Here is a 15,097-nt window from a genome sequence, read left to right on the forward strand (position 1 = left end):
AACGCCCATGAGCGAACTGGACAATCTCGAGCTCTACGCTTTCAGCCGTCTCTATGACCGCGCCGGCGATCCGACGCATCCTGCGCGCGGGCTGAAAGCAGCGCAGGAATGGCTCGCCCGACAACCGAATCGATTCTCCTCTGCGGCGCCGCGCTTCCATCTCCCTTATGACGTGCGACCGCTGGCCAACGCCGTCGCACACCTGTGCGCGCCCGGAGCCGAGCCGGCGGCGACGGTCGGAGACGGCGTAGACGCGCTCGACCTGCGGGGTCTTCTCCATTTCGACGAGCATCCTGCTTACACTTTCACTTTTTTATGGGCGCTGGCCAGAGCGGCGCTAGGACAGGCTTCAGCGCCGCCTGCGCTTGACCTGGCCTGGCTGCAGAGCCTGACGCCGACGACGCCCTTTGCAGCCAATCCCGCCAAACAACTGGCGCAGCGCTGCTATGCGCGCGTGCCACTGCTGTGGGCAGAGGAAAGCTGGCAGAGCGAAATCGCCCACGACTGGCGGCTGCGCATCTTGCGCTACGCCGAAAGCGCCGCCATTGTCGCCGATTTCAGCGAAATGCAGCATGGATGGAGCATGGCGCGCTTCCCCAATTTTTGGATAAACGCCCTCTGCGTGGTGAAGATCGGCGCCATCGCCTCAGACAATGAGGCGCAGGCGAATATGCTGCAGTCTATTTTGCAGAAAAGACGATTTAATGCAATCCAGGTTGATGCACCCGGCGGCGACCCTGTGACGCGCGCAGTGCACCTGCTCTATTTCGGCGAATGGGCGGCGCTCTACCTGGCCGCCTTGTACGGCGTCGAGCCAGAGGCGCGTGTGCCGCTGCAGCTGCTCGGCCTGATCGACGGGCGAACGTCATGAAAACGTCGGAGGGGCGGGAGGCAAAAGGCGTTTGACAGGGCGCAAACTTCGGCGTATACTGAAACTGCAAGGTTAACAAAGAGTTAATTCGTTAACAAGAGGTTGATGCTTCCCTGCGAGTTTTTGCTATTGTCGTTCCTTTGTTCTGTACGCTGTGGCGATGAATCGTTGTGCGTCAAGGAGGGCGCAGAGGTGTGACGATCAAAACGCCAATTGTAAGCCTTCAATCGATATGTCAATGAACCGCCCAGTGCGCGCTTGCGCCTGGGTTTTTTGTTCTGTTCGCTTCAGAAATAACAGCCAATCCATTCAGGTCTCTCATTCAACGAAAGGATCGAATCATGGACTCAGCGGTGAGCAGAATCCTCAAGGCCAGACAATATGCGGCGGAACGCGACCATCGCGTCAAGATGCACAGCTTCGAGGTCGAACTGCACGGCGACAACCATACACACCTGATCCGCTACGACCACGGGCAATGGCTGTGCGACTGCGAAGAGTTTCAACTGCGCAGGGTCTGCGCGCATGTCATGGCGATGGAGGAGATTCTCGGCGATTCCGTAGAGCCAGCGACTTACGCAGTGGCGCGCTGAATCAGCCGATGGGCTGAACGGCGCGTCCCTGCCTTGCATCAAAAGCAACTGAATATGGAATGCTGGGGGGCAGAACACTGCCCCCTGGTTTTTGCTTTGGTCTTTTACGGTCGTTGTTGGGCGTCAAATTCGCAGAAAAATTTTCGCAAAAGGTTTGGATGCTATTCTCTGTCTGTGATATGCTGCACGTTGGCTTGACAGGCGTATCAAGGGAGTGGAACTGGGCTTGAAACGAAATCTACAAATAGCGCTGGGCCTGGTCGTCAGCGCACTTTTTATCTACTGGGCGCTGCCTGGCCTGCATCTTCCCACCGTGATGGAGGCGCTGCAGACGGCGAATTACGGATGGCTCTTTCCCGGCGTCGCCGTCTATATGGTCGGATTGGGGGTGCGCACCTGGCGCTGGCAATACATCTTGCGGCCGGTCAAACAGGTTCCTGTGAAGACGCTGTTCCCGATGGTCTGCATCGGTTACTTTGGCAACAACGTCTTTCCCTTTCGGGCTGGAGAGCTTCTGCGCTCTTATGTGCTGAAACGACGCACCAACATCGCCATCACCACGAGCCTGGCGACGGTGATTATCGAGCGCGTCACCGACGGGCTGGTGATGCTGCTCTTCGTTTTTTTGGCGCTTCCTTTTGCGCCGATGCCGCCGTTCTTTCGCAATATCGTCGTGGCGACGACGGCGTTGTTTTCGCTGGCGACGCTGTTGTTTATGTGGATGGCGATCCAACCGGAGCGCGTGGAGCGATTCTACGCTCTGCTGGCCGGCGCTGCGTTGCGCGGCCGTTTACGCCAGCGCGCAGACGCGCTGTACGAGCGCTTCATGCTCGGACTGCGCAGTCTGCGCCACCCTTCGGACGTGATCATGATCTTCTTCACCAGCGTTTTGATCTGGCTTTTGGAGACGGTGAAATATTGGTTCGTCATGCACGCCTTTGATTTTTCAGTCAGCTTCGTTGTCTTGATGTTGATGAACGGTTTGGTCAACCTGGCGACGACGCTGCCGGCTGCGCCTGGTTACATCGGCACGTTCGATGCGCCGGGCATCAAGACGCTGGAGGCCTTCGGAGTGAACGCCTCGGTCGCCGCCAGCTATACGTTCACGCTCCACGCCGCGCTGTGGGCGCCGGTGACGCTGCTCGGCGGCTATTATTTCTGGCGCGAACACCTGCGCCTCAGCGACATCGAGGCGGCTCAACGCCAGGCCGAAGCGGCGTCGGCGCCGGCCGAAGCGTCCGAGAGCGAAAAGTCGGCGGACTCTTCTGCGCAAATCTTCTGTGCGAAGAAGTGAGTGAATAAGATCAGCACTGGGGTGGAATGAAACTATGTGTGCACAACAGAATGGGAGAAGAAATATGCGCAACATCGCAGTGGCAGGCACCGGCTATGTGGGTCTCTCCACCGGCACCTGTTTCGCAGATATGGGCAACAACGTCACCTGCATCGACATCAACGAAGAAAAGATCGCCATGTTGAAGCGAGGTGAGTCGCCTATCTACGAGCCAGGGCTGAGCGAGATGATCGTGCGCAACATGAAGGCCGGACGTCTGCACTTCACCACCAGCTATGAAGAGGCGCTCAAGGACGCCGAGTTCATCTTCATCTGCGTAGGCACGCCAAGCGGCGTCGACGGCGAGGCGGACCTGCAATATGTGCGCATGGCCGCCGAGTCGGTCGCCCGCGCCATGACCCATCCCCTGATCGTGATCAATAAGAGCACCGTGCCCGTCGGCACCGGCGATTGGGTGGCCGACATTATTCGCCGCAGCCAGCCGGAGCCGATCGATTTCTCCGTGGTGAGCTGTCCTGAATTCACGCGCGAGGGCTCGGCCATTTACGACTTCATGAACCCCGATCGCGTCGTGATCGGCAGCCGCGACCCAGAGGCGGCGGAGCGAGTGGCGCAGCTTCACCTGCCGCTGCGCACGCGCATCATCATGACCGATCTGCGCACGGCCGAGATGATCAAATACGCCAGCAACGCCTTCCTGGCCACCAAAATCAGCTTCATCAATGAGATCGCCGTGATCTGCGAGAAGCTCGGCGCCGATGTGCGCGAAGTGGCGGAAGGGATGGGGTTCGATCGTCGCATCGGCTCGCAGTTTTTGAACGCCGGCCTCGGCTACGGCGGCAGCTGCTTCCCCAAAGACGTCAAGGCGCTCGAACACATGGCGCTGGTGCACGGCTCGCATCCGTCGTTGCTGCGCGCCGTGATCGACATCAACCGCGACATGCGGCGCTGGGCGGTCTACAACCTGCGCGAGCTGCTCGGCGGCAAGCTGGACGGCAAGCGCATCGGCCTGATGGGGCTGGCTTTCAAACCCAACACCGACGACATCCGCGAGGCGCCGGCGCTGGAGATCGCCCACATGCTGCGCAATGAGGGTGCGCTCGTCTCCGGCTACGACCCGGTGGCGATGGCCAACGTGGCGCGCGTGGATAAACAGATCCGTCTCGCTGAGGACGCCTACGACCTGGCGGCGGGGGCCGACGCCCTCCTCGTCTGCACCGAGTGGAACGAGTTCAAGCAGCTCGACCTGCTGCGGCTGCGCGACCTGATGGCGCAGCCGATCCTGGTGGACGGCCGTAACATCTATGAGCCGGACATGATGGTCTCGCTCGGCTTCAAATATCGAGGCGTCGGCCGCGTGCCGCGCAACGCCAACGGCGCGTAATGCCCGGGCCCCCGTCGCGGATGCGTTCTATGCTCGATTCTCTGATTCAAACTACGCTTGACAACGGCCTGCAGGTCATTGTGCGCCCCAGCCGCCGCGCGCCGGTCGCCAGTTTTTGGGTGTTTTACCGCGTCGGCAGCCGCATCGAGACGCCAGGCTGCACCGGCGTCAGCCACTGGGTGGAGCACATGCTCTTCAAAGGCACGCCGCGCTACCCGCGCGGAGAGTTCGACAAAGCCGTGGCACGCGCGGGCGGCGTCTTCAACGGCATGACGGGGCAGGACTGGACGGTCTATTTCGAGACGCTGCCCGCCGACCGCATCGAGCTGGCGCTGCAGGTCGAGAGCGACCGCATGGTGAACGCCGTCTTCGACCCGCAAGAGACGGAGCTGGAGCGCACCGTCATCCTGAGCGAGCGCGAGGGCAGCGAAAACAACGAGTTCTATCGTCTGCATGAGGAGGTCCAGGCGGCGGCCTTTCTGGAGCACGGCTACCGCAACCCGATCATCGGCTGGCCTTCCGACCTGCGCACCCTGACGCGAGAGGCGCTCTACGCACATTATCGCACCTACTACGCGCCCAACAACGCAGTCGTAGTTGTGGCAGGCGACTTCGAGCCGGAGCCCATGCTGGCGCAGGTGGAGCAGTATTTCGGAGGGCTGAAGCCCGGCCCCGCAGCGTCGCCGCTCTGCATCGAAGAGCCGCCGCAGCGCGCCGAGCGGCGCATCCTCTTGCGCGGAGAGGACCCCACCGCCTATTTCTTGCAGGTCTTTCACGCGCCGCCCGCCCTGCACCCGGACTTTTTCCCTTTCGTCGTGCTCGATTCGGTGTTGGGCGGCGCCAAGGGCATGGGGCTCTTCGGCGGCAGCGCCAACAACCGCAGCAACCGCCTTTACCGCGCGCTGGTGGAGCGGCAGCTCACCGTGGACGTCGCCACCAGCTTTGGCCCCACCATCGACCCGGGCCTCTTCTCGATCAGCGCAACGTTGGCGCCCGGCGTCGAACATCGGGCGGTCGAAGAGGCGATCTGGAGCGAACTGGAAGCCATCCAGCGCCATGGCGTGACCGCAGCCGAGATGGAAAAAGCCATCAAACAGACGCGGGCGCAGTTCGCCTACAGCAGCGAAAGCGTCACCTATGAGGCGTATTGGCTGGGCTTCAGCCAGGTCGTCGCCACGCTGGACTGGCTGGCGAATTGGAGCGAGCGGCTGCAGGCGGTCACGGCCGAGGATGTGCAGCGCGTCGCCGCCTTGTATCTGCAACGTCGCGGCCAGACGGTGGGCTATTACATCCCCGACGGGGAGGTGCAGGGATGAACGCTCACACCGATGCGCTGCCCGGCCCGGAAACGATTTTCCAGACAAGGCTGCCCAACGGCCTGACGATCCTGGTGCGGGAAAATCACGCCTCGCCGGTGGTCGCGCTGCAAGGCTCGTTGCGCGTTGGCTCTGCGCACGAAGCGCCGCACCAGGCGGGGTTGGCGGCCTTTGTCGCCAACATGCTCACGCGCGGCAGCGAGCGCTATGACTACGACGCCTTCAACGCCGCAGTCGAAAACGTCGGCGCCTCGCTCACCGCCTCCGCCGACATCCACAGCACGGATTTCTCCCTCACCTCGTTGTCCGAGGATTTTGAGCGTCTGCTGGCGTTGCTGGCCGATCTGATGCGACGCCCCACCTTCCCCGAAGAGCACATCGAGCGGCTGCGCCAGATGAAGTTGGTGCGCATTCAGGAACGGGAACAGGATACGGCCAGCGTCGCCGCGCGGCGGTTCAACGAAACCCTCTTTGGCCGCGAACATCCGTACGGACGCATGACGGAGGGGTATCTGGAGACGGTGGCCGCATTGAAGCGGCAGGACATGGTCGACTTCCATCGGCGCTATTTTTCGCCGCAGGGCGCCGTGCTGGCGATTGCCGGCGACGTCGAGGCGCAACGCGCCGTGGACGTGATCGGCGAGCTGTTCGGAGATTGGGAGGCGTCCGCCGTCCTCTCGCCGCCGATTGAACGCGCGCGCATTGACGGCGGGCGTCGACTGCATGCAAGCCTGCCCGGCAAGGTGCAGAGCGACATCGTCATCGGCGCCTACGGCGTGCGCCGCCGCGACCCTGACTTTTACGCCGTGCGCGTGGCCAACTCCATCCTGGGCCAATTCGGCATGATGGGGCGGTTGGGCGAGCGCGTGCGCGAGCAGCAAGGGCTGGCGTACTACTGCTACAGCACTTTCATCGCCGAACAGGAGGATGGCGTCTGGTTCGCTGCGGCCGGCGTCAATCCTGCGGACGTCGAAGCCGCGGTCGAAAGCATTCTCGATGAATTCAGACGCCTCTGCACGGAGCCGGTCAGCCCGGAGGAGCTTTCCGACAGCCAGGCGTATCTCACCGGCGTCGTGCCGTTGACGCTGGAGACCAACGAAGGCGTCGCCTCCACCTTGCTCAGCATGGCGTGGCACGACCTGGGACTGGACTACCTGCAGCGCTATCCGTCGTTGATTGACAGCGTCACTGCAGAGGATGTGCAGCGCGTGGCGACGGAATATCTCCAGCCGGAGCGCTGCGTAATCTCCATTGCAGGGCCGGATGCAGATGAACTCGACGCCTTGCAGGAATAGTGCAGGCATCCCATTGCCGCTAAGGATGGACAGCCATGGTGCGCACCGGTGTGGACATCATTGAAATTGAGCGGGTGCGCGCGGCCATTGAGGCGCATGGCGAGCGCTTCCTGCGTCGCGTCTACACCGATGCAGAGCGAGTCTGTTGCGGCGATCGCGTCGAGTCGCTGGCGGCGCGGTTCGCCGCCAAAGAGGCCGTCGCTAAGGCGCTCGGCGTCGGCGTCTGGCGAGAGGGCGTGGGGTGGACGGACATCGAAGTGCTGCGCGACGAGCGAGGCGCGCCGACGTTGCGTCTGCATGGCGCGGCGGCCGCGCTCGCCGCCGAACTAGGGCTGACCACTTGGTCGATCAGCTTAAGCCATCACCGCACGCAGGCGATTGCCTTTGTGATTGCAATGCGTGAAGCATAAGAGGTTGAGAGGAGCCTATGGCGGATTTCATTCAGGTCATCACCACCGTAGACAGCGAAGAAGATGCGCAAAACATCGCCGGCGCCGTCGTCGGCGAGCGGCTGGCGGCCTGCGCGCAAATCATCGGGCCGATCTCCAGCGTCTATCACTGGAATGACGCCATTGAGAACGCCGAAGAATGGATGCTCGTGATCAAAAGTCGCAGCGATCTCTTCCCGGAATTGAGCGGCCTGATCCAGCAGCTTCATCCCTACGATGTGCCGGAAATTTTGGCGACGCCCATCGTCGCCGGCGGCGCCAGCTATCTGGAGTGGATGGCCGGCCAGCTCAAACGATCTGCAAACCGATTGTAAAGAGGACACAAGTCCATCCAGGTTAGGCTGACGGCGTCAAATCGGGTATAATTTGATGCTGAAAGTAGAGATCACGGTAGAGGTGCAGGAGCCTTTTGGATGGATGACAATCTGGAGTTTCCTCGCAACGACTCGTCCGATTCCGGCGCCGATGACGGCGCTATGGGCGAAGCGTCCAAAGGAGGGAGCGGAGCAACGGGCGTCAACGGCAACGGCGCAGCAATCAACGGCGACAACTTCCATATCGGCAACGTGCGCAACGTCCTGATCGAGCAGGAGATGCGCACCGCCTATCTCGATTACGCCATGAGCGTGATCGTGGCGCGCGCGCTGCCCGACGCCCGCGACGGCCTGAAGCCCGTGCATCGGCGCATCCTGTACGCCATGCACGACATGGGGTTGGGGCCGACCAGCCCCTATAAGAAGAGCGCCCGCATCGTCGGCGAAGTGCTCGGCAAATATCACCCGCACGGCGACTCCGCCGTCTACGACGCCATGGCGCGCATGGCGCAGGACTTCAGCCTGCGCTATTGCCTGGTCGATGGTCAGGGCAACTTCGGCTCAATCGACGGCGACAGCCCGGCGGCGATGCGTTACACCGAGGCGCGGCTCTCGCGCATCGCCGAGACCATGCTCCAGGACATCGACATGGACACGGTGGACTGGACCAACAATTTCGACGACAGCCTGCAGGAGCCGACCGTCCTGCCCGCCATGCTGCCCAACCTGCTCGTCAACGGCACGAGCGGCATCGCCGTCGGCATGGCCACCAACATCCCGCCCCACAACCTTGGCGAAATCGCCGACGCAGTCGCCTATGTGATCGACAACTGGGAGCGCCGCAACGAGATCGGCCTGGAAGAGCTGATGCAGTTCGTCAAAGGGCCGGACTTTCCGACCGGCGGCATCATCCTCGGCTCGGAAGGCATCAAGCAGGCCTTCGCCACCGGCCGCGGCAAAATTCTGGTGCGGGCGAAGACCTCCATCGAAGAGCTGCGCGGCGGGCGTTTCGCCATCATTGTCACCGAGATCCCCTATCAGGTCAACAAATCCAACCTGATCGAACGCATGGCCGAGCTGGTGCGCGAGGACAAGCTCGATATGATCAGCGACATCCGCGATGAGTCCGACCGCACGGGCATGCGCATCGTCATCGAACTCAAGCGCGGCGCGGCGCCCAAAAAAGCGCGCAACCGCCTCTTCAAACAGACGCAGCTGCAGACCTCCTTCGGCGTCAACATGCTGGCGCTGGTCAACGGCGAACCGGTGACCCTGAGTCTGCGCCGCGCCCTGGTCGTCTACATCGAACATCGCTTCGACGTATTGACGCGGCGCACGCAGTTCCAGCTTGCCAGGGCGCGCGAGCGCGCTCACATCCTGGAGGGATTGCGCATCGCCCTCGAATTCCTGGACGAGGTGATCGCCACCATTCGCCAGAGCGAAAGCGCCGACGCCGCTCGCACTGCGCTCATGGAGCGCTTCGGGCTGTCACAGGTGCAGGCGCAGGCGATTCTCGACATGCAGCTGCGCCGCCTGGCTGCGCTCGAACGTCAGAAGATCGAGGACGAGTATCAGGAGACGCTGGCGCGCATCGCCTATTACGAAGACCTGCTTGCGCACCCGGAAAAAATCCGCGGCCTCATTCGGGAAGACATCCTGTCGCTGAAAGAGCGCTTCGGCGACCCGCGGCGCACGCTCATTGTCCACGACGCCAACGGCGAGTTCAGCGATGAAGACCTGATCGCCCAGGACAACGTCCTGATCAGCTACAGCGCCGGCGCCTACATCAAACGCATGAGCGTGGAGTCCTTCCGCGCCCAGAATCGCGGGGGACGCGGGGTGAAGGGCATGACCACGCGCAACGAGGACGAGGTGGTCGATCTGCTCTTCGCCCGCACGCTCGACCATATCCTGTTCTTCACCAATAAAGGCCGCGTCTACTCCAGCCGCGTCTATGAGCTGCCCGAAGGCAACCGCACCTCGCGCGGCATGCACATCGCCAACGTGCTCAACCTCATGCCGGACGAAACGGTGACAACCATGCTCGTTGTGCCCGATTTCGAGATGGCGGAGTACATCACCTTGTTGACGCGCCAGGGGCGCATCAAGCGCATGGACCTCAACGCCTTCGCCAACATCCGCTCCACCGGTCTGATCGCCATGACGCTGGAAGAGGGAGACTCGCTGGACTGGGCGCGGCTCACCAAAGGCGGCGAGGATTTCATCGTCGTCACCCGTCGCGGCCGCGCGCTCCGCTTCAATGAAGAGGATGTCCGCCCCATGGGCCGCACTGCGGCCGGCGTGATGGCGATCCGCCTGCAAGGCGAAGGCGATGAGGTGGTGGGCTTCGACGTCGTCAAGCCCCACGCCGACCTGCTCGTAATCCACGCCCAGGGCTATGGCAAGCGCACCCCCCTGCGTGAATACAGCGTCCACGGCCGCTACACGCAGGGCATCTGGGCGACCGACTACACGCGCCTGGAGGAGATCGGCCCGATCGTGGCCGCCCGCGTGGTGGAGCCGAGCGACCAGATCACCGTCATGACCGCCAACGGCATCGTGTTGCGCACGCCGGTCAGCGGCATTCGCGTCGCCGGCCGTATGACGCGGGGCGTGCGCGTCGTCAACCTGCTCGACGGCGACAGCGTGGCCGCCGTGGCGGTGATGACGCACGACGACCTGAATCGCGGAGTCGATGACGGCGGCGAAACCGGCGTAGACCTCGTCCTGAACGGTGGAGATGGGACAGGCGAAACCGGCGTCGAGCCATCCGGCGAAGGCGTTGCAGTCGTCAGGGAAGCATCTTCTTTCGACCTGGAGTGATATGTCGGCCTCCTTTGCGACGCTCCAGAAGCCAGGCTATCAATGGGCCTACATCCCCTCTCGTCAGCCGGCGCTGATCGCAGAGACGTTGGTCGCCTTCGCCAACAGCGAAGGAGGCTGGTTGGTGCTGGGCGTTGACGCCGACGGCGCAGTGGGGGATTTCATGACCGACGATGAGTTGGCCGACGCCGTGCGCGCGGCGGAGCGGATGTGTCGCCCTCCGGTGCGCACGGTGGATTGGCAGCAGCGCGAGCTGGCGGGTGGCGCCGTCGCCATCGTGCGCGTCGAACGCAGCGCCGAGCTGCACGCGTTGGAGGACGGTCGCGTGCTCGTGCGGCGTGGGGCGGAGAACGTCCCCGCCAGCGGCGAAGAGATCGAGCGGCTGATGGCGAGCCGTCCGGTCGGCGACTTCGAGCTGCAGCCCGTGGCCGGCGCCACGCGCGACGACCTGGACGACGACATCATCGACGAATACCTGGAGCGCCGTCAGAAGCGCAACCCTCGCCAGGCGATCTTACCCAAGGACAAGCTGTTGCAGCAGATCGGCGCGTTGACGGCGGATCGCGTCCCGACCGTCTCCGGCCTCCTGCTCTTCGGCAAGGAGCCGCAGCTCTTCATGCCCCAAAGTCGCGCCGTCTTCGTGAAATTCTCCGACACCCAACCGCGTGGCCCGGAAGGCGCGCTCGGCTATGGCCGTCGCGAGGAGTTCACCGGCGCCTTGCCACTCATCATCGACCGCGCCTGGCGCGTCATTTGGGAGGAAATGGACAAGCGCGCAGTCGTGCGCGGCCTGCAGCGCCATGAAGAGACGGAATACCCTTCCACCGCAGTGCGCGAGGCGCTCGTCAACGCCGTGGCGCACCGCGACTATCGCATCACCGGCCGCGGGATTGAAATCCGCATGTACACCGATCGCATGGAGATCACCAGCCCCGGCGGACTGCCTGCGCACATCACGCTGGAAAATCTGGTCGAAGAGCACTACAGCCGCAACCCTCGCATCGTCAACGGTCTCTATCAGTGGGGATACATTGAAGAGCTAGGCTTGGGCATCGACCGCATGATCGAGGACATGGTCAAAGCCGGTCATCCGCCGCCCAAATTCGAGTGCCCTGGTCATCGCTTCACCGTCATCCTCTACAATGCTCGCGACCAGGCGCGTGCGGCGCAACCCTGGGAAAGCAACATGAACGAGCGCCAGCTCAAAGCGCTTGAATACGTCCAACAGCACGGCGCCATCACCAACAGCGAGTATCGCCAACTCTGCCCGCACGTCGGCGCCGAAACGCTGCGCCTCGACTTGGCCGACATGGTCACGCGCGGCATCCTGCTCAAGATCGGCGACAAACGCGGCACGCGCTATATCCTGAAATAATCTCTAGGGGGGCGTCGATGGAGTCGGTCGAAACGCCGTGGACCGTCGCCTTGACCCGTCGACTATCGCCGTCGTAGACGAAGCCGGCGCTACCTGCCCTTACAGCGTGCCGGCTTGCGGCGTCAAACGGGCTCTTCCGGCGCAGCGCTTGCCTCTGGCGGCTATGGCCGGTCATCCTCCGAGGGTTGGAGGTCTCCGAGCCGTTGGAGTTCTTCCTTCAGCCACGCAAACTGCTCCGGCGTGATGCCCGTCGCCGTGGTGATGAGCGACCACTCGGCGCCGACCGCCAACAGGCTCTCAATCGTCTCGATTTTGCCTTTGATCTCGCCTTTCTGCAGTCCTTCCTGGAGCCCTTCTTTGCGTCCTTCCTGTCGCAACTCCTCAGCGTAGGTCAGCATATCCCCTCCTGTCTCCGGCGCAAGGCGCTTGACCTGCGCCGCAAACTCGTTCACCACCCGATGCTCCTGCGTCGACGCCAGGTAAATCACAAAGACCGCCACGTAGTCTAGCCCGCCTGTGCGCGTCAGCTGCGCCACCAACGGCGCCGCCAGCCGCAGCGCCTCGCGCACGCGCTTCTGATAGACTGTCATCATCTCCCGCACGCCTGCGGCGAAGAGGTCGGCGAACTCGGTCGAATAGCGCCACTCGCTCTCGCCCTGATAGAAGACCACCGGCGCAATCGCTGGCAGCTCGCTCCGCCTTCTCGACGTGGAGAAGACAGTGCGGAAGAGCTTGTCGTGCGGCTGTTGCACGCCAGCGTTCATGAGGTCTATTGCACCATGGAACAGGAGAGATGGGAGGAAGTCGCACAGAGAGGATGTGCTCGCTCGTGGATGCCGCACCTGACGCAAAGCGAGTGAAGCCGAAGGGGTGGCAGTGCAACTCGCAAGTCTGCGTCGTTGTGCTGATCGTGTGACGACGCTAGGCCCCGGTTTGCTCTTCACTTCCTCCAGAACGACCGAAAACTTCATCTAAAAAGGTCTGCGCATCGAGACCGGCCTGCCAGCGTCGATGCCACTCTACATAGTCGTCAAGTCGAGAGCGGGGTAAGGATAGGAAGCGAGCAGCTTCCACCGGCCCTAAAGCCTCTAACAGCGCCTCAATGCCTCGACGCACGACCATTTCTTCAGACAAATAGGTTTGAGAAGTCATCGTAGATCTTCCTTATCGCAATAGGCGGTCGGCGCACCACACCAAACTCTCACGTCAGCGTGCTGTAGTTGGCGAAGCAAACGGTCGTCTACCGTGATAAAATCGCTGCCGGACAGTTCAGCGAAAGCTACACGGGCGGCATCTGCAACCCCGATTCCGTATTGCAGCAACGCTTCTGTGTGTCGGCGCACCTGCAACAGGTCAAGAGTCACCGCCGCGCCGAACATTTGCAACAAAGCTAACATATGTTCACGACGGGATAGGTCTGGATTTGCAGAAACCTCTTTCAAATGCACAGGGGAGACAACCATGCGAATTGTCTGCGCTCGCACGTGACTCAAAATCAACAGAACTGCATCTGTTTCCAGTCGAATGCGCATCTGACTTTGGTCGTCGAAAGGTCGATTGAGCGCACATACGTCCAGGTAGACCTGTCGAGAGATAACCGCCGTTTCTGTGTCGATATCTATCATGACTTGGTCTCCTAGCTGCCGATTGTACTATCATTTCAGAGGAGAGACAAGCTGCAAGGCAACCTGGAGGATTGCCCGCCTCCGGTGCGATGCTGTTCGGCGAGAGGAAACGCCCCAGCGCCGGGTCGTACCAGCGGGCGTTGTAGAAGTACAGCCCCAGCGCCGCCTCCTCCCGCTGGCCCGTGAAGCGATAGGGGGCGACGTCGTGCCAACGAGGAGCAATCTGAAAAGGATGATGTATCAATTCTCGGGCAGCGCTAACATATCAAAATATCGCTCATACAGGCTATTGTAATAATCGAAGTCTGTCTTGAATTGACGCCAGTGGTCAAGTGTTCCTATAAAATATCCTAGTAAAGGTCGAAGTCGCTTCGATTTGTAGATTTCATAATGCCCGGTTGAGCAGACGACCACCCCCTCATCCTCTACATCATCAAAACACGAGCTAGATGGTATCGGCTGAAGTGTTCCATCAAGTGACTGGTAGAAAAACAAGAACTGGCCAACACCTCGTAAAGGGGGATTTTGCAGTAATAACACTCCATCTTCTGGAATGCGATATATCCAAACATTATCTTGCTTTTCTGCCACCGCACCTTTAGAAACTTGATAAACAATTAGCACTGGGCCTTCGTACCCCTGAGGTAAGATTACGTCGACTCGGTGTTTTGGAGCAATTAGATAGTATATCCCGCCTGGTGAACATCCGGTTAGCGCTCCCAAAATGATCGCCATGGTGACTGCCTGCAAAATTGACACAGGGGACAATAATAAGGTTCGATGCACCATTTATCATTATCTCTTTCATTAACCGCCACTGACAAAACGTTGCCAAAGAAAATAGAAATGAGAACGACTGGGCTGCCCAGGTCTTGTGTCAAAATACTCGTAGCTTCTCATCCCGAACGAGCTTATCCACCCAGCATGTCCACGGGTGCGTTCTTCAGACTTAAAGAATTGTAGACGTAGAACGGATTCTTCTTGGAGGTTGCCTCGATTCCAGTGATAGGCTTCGAGGTTTGGGAAACGATTCACCAATCCATACGCAGCGTACGAGCCTTGACCATCAGGCGTAAAATTAATCTGACCATCTGGAGCAAATGCGTTGTTACAAATAGGATCAGAGCAAACGACATGGTAGGAAAGCGAAATCGTCCCGTCCTCTGCTTTTTGAGTGAAAAATCGATTGCTCCCGAGAATTATCTCCAGAAGAGGATTGGCATGAGGTTGATTTCGAGGGGATGAAGAATTACCGAGTGGCCCTCCTAATGGACCGGAAGCTCTTTGCGTAGGATGGACGAAGCTAGCCAAGATTTCACCACTATCTGCGCTGATCCAAAGCCAAAAACGAGATGCTTCAGGATTTGAGGCATTTGAAAAATCTCGGTCATCTCCTCGAAAGTAGACGAGGCCGGGAAGACCGGAAGACGTCTGGGTGGGGATAAAACCGGCCACGCAAATTATATTTGAGTTTGCAAATTCTCCGGAGGGTTGTGGGCAATGCCCGCTGGGGTCGGTGTACTTGAGCGGATTAAACCGCACATACGCATAGCGATGGTAGTCGAGCGCATTGCCCGGCTCGGGCATGATGCTGTCCGGCGAGAGGAAATGCCCCAGCGCCGGGTCATACCAGCGGGCGTTGAAGAAGTACAGCCCCAGCGCCGCCTCCTCCCGCTGGCCGGTGAAGCGAACGCTCGTCGGCGTCGTCCCCGACGCAAAGCGGGTGACGCCGAAGGGACGATAGCGCAGCTCGCCCGT

General features: G+C 60.9%; 15 protein-coding genes and 1 pseudogene. 10 read left to right on the forward strand and 6 right to left on the reverse strand.

The window, feature by feature from the left end; translation table 11 throughout:
- The first annotated feature begins 7 nt into the window (after nucleotides 1-7).
- From Q0367_RS19590 to Q0367_RS19635, 10 genes are all read left to right on the forward strand, one after another.
- Nucleotides 8-871: an SIS domain-containing protein gene (locus tag Q0367_RS19590; RefSeq protein WP_298984275.1), complete on the forward strand. Its 864-nt coding sequence runs from the start codon at nucleotides 8-10 to the stop codon at nucleotides 869-871.
- A 341-nt stretch (nucleotides 872-1,212) separates the two neighbouring features.
- Nucleotides 1,213-1,464, forward strand: coding sequence for a hypothetical protein (locus tag Q0367_RS19595; RefSeq protein ID WP_297638980.1), 252 nt, complete (start codon nucleotides 1,213-1,215; stop codon nucleotides 1,462-1,464).
- A 226-nt stretch (nucleotides 1,465-1,690) separates the two neighbouring features.
- Entirely contained in the window at nucleotides 1,691-2,758 is a 1,068-nt protein-coding gene (locus Q0367_RS19600; protein ID WP_297638982.1) for a lysylphosphatidylglycerol synthase transmembrane domain-containing protein, read from the forward strand.
- A 64-nt stretch (nucleotides 2,759-2,822) separates the two neighbouring features.
- Nucleotides 2,823-4,142: a UDP-glucose/GDP-mannose dehydrogenase family protein gene (locus Q0367_RS19605; protein WP_297638984.1), complete on the forward strand. Its 1,320-nt coding sequence runs from the start codon at nucleotides 2,823-2,825 to the stop codon at nucleotides 4,140-4,142.
- A 29-nt stretch (nucleotides 4,143-4,171) separates the two neighbouring features.
- Nucleotides 4,172-5,458 carry a pitrilysin family protein gene (locus tag Q0367_RS19610; protein ID WP_297638986.1) on the forward strand — a complete coding sequence of 429 codons (1,287 nt, stop codon included), beginning with the start codon at nucleotides 4,172-4,174 and terminating at the stop codon, nucleotides 5,456-5,458.
- Entirely contained in the window at nucleotides 5,455-6,753 is a 1,299-nt protein-coding gene (locus tag Q0367_RS19615) for a pitrilysin family protein (protein WP_298984277.1), read from the forward strand. Before Q0367_RS19610 ends, Q0367_RS19615 begins: the two co-directional genes overlap by 4 nt.
- A gap of 35 nt (nucleotides 6,754-6,788) precedes the next feature.
- Entirely contained in the window at nucleotides 6,789-7,163 is a 375-nt protein-coding gene (gene acpS / locus Q0367_RS19620; RefSeq protein ID WP_298984278.1) for a holo-ACP synthase, read from the forward strand.
- A gap of 17 nt (nucleotides 7,164-7,180) precedes the next feature.
- Nucleotides 7,181-7,516, forward strand: a complete 336-nt coding sequence (gene cutA / locus Q0367_RS19625; protein WP_297638993.1) for a divalent-cation tolerance protein CutA — start codon at nucleotides 7,181-7,183, stop codon at nucleotides 7,514-7,516.
- 99 nt (nucleotides 7,517-7,615) lie between these two features.
- On the forward strand, nucleotides 7,616-10,339 hold the full coding sequence (gene gyrA / locus Q0367_RS19630) for a DNA gyrase subunit A (protein WP_297638996.1): 2,724 nt from the start codon (nucleotides 7,616-7,618) through the stop codon (nucleotides 10,337-10,339).
- A 1-nt stretch (nucleotide 10,340) separates the two neighbouring features.
- Complete coding sequence (locus tag Q0367_RS19635) at nucleotides 10,341-11,714, forward strand: ATP-binding protein (RefSeq protein ID WP_297638999.1); 1,374 nt, start codon at nucleotides 10,341-10,343, stop codon at nucleotides 11,712-11,714.
- Nucleotides 11,715-11,875: 161 nt separating this feature from the next.
- On the opposite strand, the gene Q0367_RS19640 is transcribed toward Q0367_RS19635, so the two are convergent.
- From Q0367_RS19640 to Q0367_RS19665, 6 genes and pseudogenes are all read right to left on the reverse strand, one after another.
- Nucleotides 11,876-12,478, reverse strand: coding sequence for an Rpn family recombination-promoting nuclease/putative transposase (locus Q0367_RS19640; protein ID WP_298984281.1), 603 nt, complete (start codon nucleotides 12,476-12,478; stop codon nucleotides 11,876-11,878).
- A 157-nt stretch (nucleotides 12,479-12,635) separates the two neighbouring features.
- Nucleotides 12,636-12,866 carry a hypothetical protein gene (locus tag Q0367_RS19645; RefSeq protein WP_298984283.1) on the reverse strand — a complete coding sequence of 77 codons (231 nt, stop codon included), beginning with the start codon at nucleotides 12,864-12,866 and terminating at the stop codon, nucleotides 12,636-12,638.
- On the reverse strand, nucleotides 12,863-13,339 hold the full coding sequence (locus Q0367_RS19650; protein WP_298984290.1) for a PIN domain-containing protein: 477 nt from the start codon (nucleotides 13,337-13,339) through the stop codon (nucleotides 12,863-12,865). Before Q0367_RS19650 ends, Q0367_RS19645 begins: the two co-directional genes overlap by 4 nt.
- 91 nt (nucleotides 13,340-13,430) lie before the next feature.
- A pseudogene (locus tag Q0367_RS19655) lies at nucleotides 13,431-13,583 on the reverse strand (RHS repeat-associated core domain-containing protein); the annotation flags it as partial.
- Complete coding sequence (locus tag Q0367_RS19660; RefSeq protein ID WP_298984285.1) at nucleotides 13,580-14,128, reverse strand: DUF6843 domain-containing protein; 549 nt, start codon at nucleotides 14,126-14,128, stop codon at nucleotides 13,580-13,582. The gene Q0367_RS19660 and the pseudogene Q0367_RS19655, both read right to left, overlap by 4 nt.
- An 18-nt stretch (nucleotides 14,129-14,146) precedes the next feature.
- The coding region (locus Q0367_RS19665) for an RHS repeat-associated core domain-containing protein (protein ID WP_298984288.1) at nucleotides 14,147-15,097 on the reverse strand (951 nt) is incomplete at its 5' end.

The organism is uncultured Caldilinea sp. (assembly GCF_937128415.1).
Lineage (GTDB): Bacteria > Chloroflexota > Anaerolineae > Caldilineales > Caldilineaceae > Caldilinea.

Coding starts and splice junctions, on each gene's coding strand:
- Q0367_RS19590 (WP_298984275.1), top strand. CDS start 8: ATGAGCGAACTGGACAATCTCGAGCTCTACGCTTTCAGCCGTCTCTAT.
- Q0367_RS19595 (WP_297638980.1), top strand. CDS start 1,213: ATGGACTCAGCGGTGAGCAGAATCCTCAAGGCCAGACAATATGCGGCG.
- Q0367_RS19605 (WP_297638984.1), top strand. CDS start 2,823: ATGCGCAACATCGCAGTGGCAGGCACCGGCTATGTGGGTCTCTCCACC.
- Q0367_RS19610 (WP_297638986.1), top strand. CDS start 4,172: ATGCTCGATTCTCTGATTCAAACTACGCTTGACAACGGCCTGCAGGTC.
- Q0367_RS19615 (WP_298984277.1), top strand. CDS start 5,455: ATGAACGCTCACACCGATGCGCTGCCCGGCCCGGAAACGATTTTCCAG.
- acpS (WP_298984278.1), top strand. CDS start 6,789: ATGGTGCGCACCGGTGTGGACATCATTGAAATTGAGCGGGTGCGCGCG.
- cutA (WP_297638993.1), top strand. CDS start 7,181: ATGGCGGATTTCATTCAGGTCATCACCACCGTAGACAGCGAAGAAGAT.
- gyrA (WP_297638996.1), top strand. CDS start 7,616: ATGGATGACAATCTGGAGTTTCCTCGCAACGACTCGTCCGATTCCGGC.
- Q0367_RS19635 (WP_297638999.1), top strand. CDS start 10,341: ATGTCGGCCTCCTTTGCGACGCTCCAGAAGCCAGGCTATCAATGGGCC.
- Q0367_RS19640 (WP_298984281.1), bottom strand. CDS start 12,478: ATGAACGCTGGCGTGCAACAGCCGCACGACAAGCTCTTCCGCACTGTC.
- Q0367_RS19645 (WP_298984283.1), bottom strand. CDS start 12,866: ATGACTTCTCAAACCTATTTGTCTGAAGAAATGGTCGTGCGTCGAGGC.
- Q0367_RS19650 (WP_298984290.1), bottom strand. CDS start 13,339: ATGATAGATATCGACACAGAAACGGCGGTTATCTCTCGACAGGTCTAC.
- Q0367_RS19660 (WP_298984285.1), bottom strand. CDS start 14,128: ATGGTGCATCGAACCTTATTATTGTCCCCTGTGTCAATTTTGCAGGCA.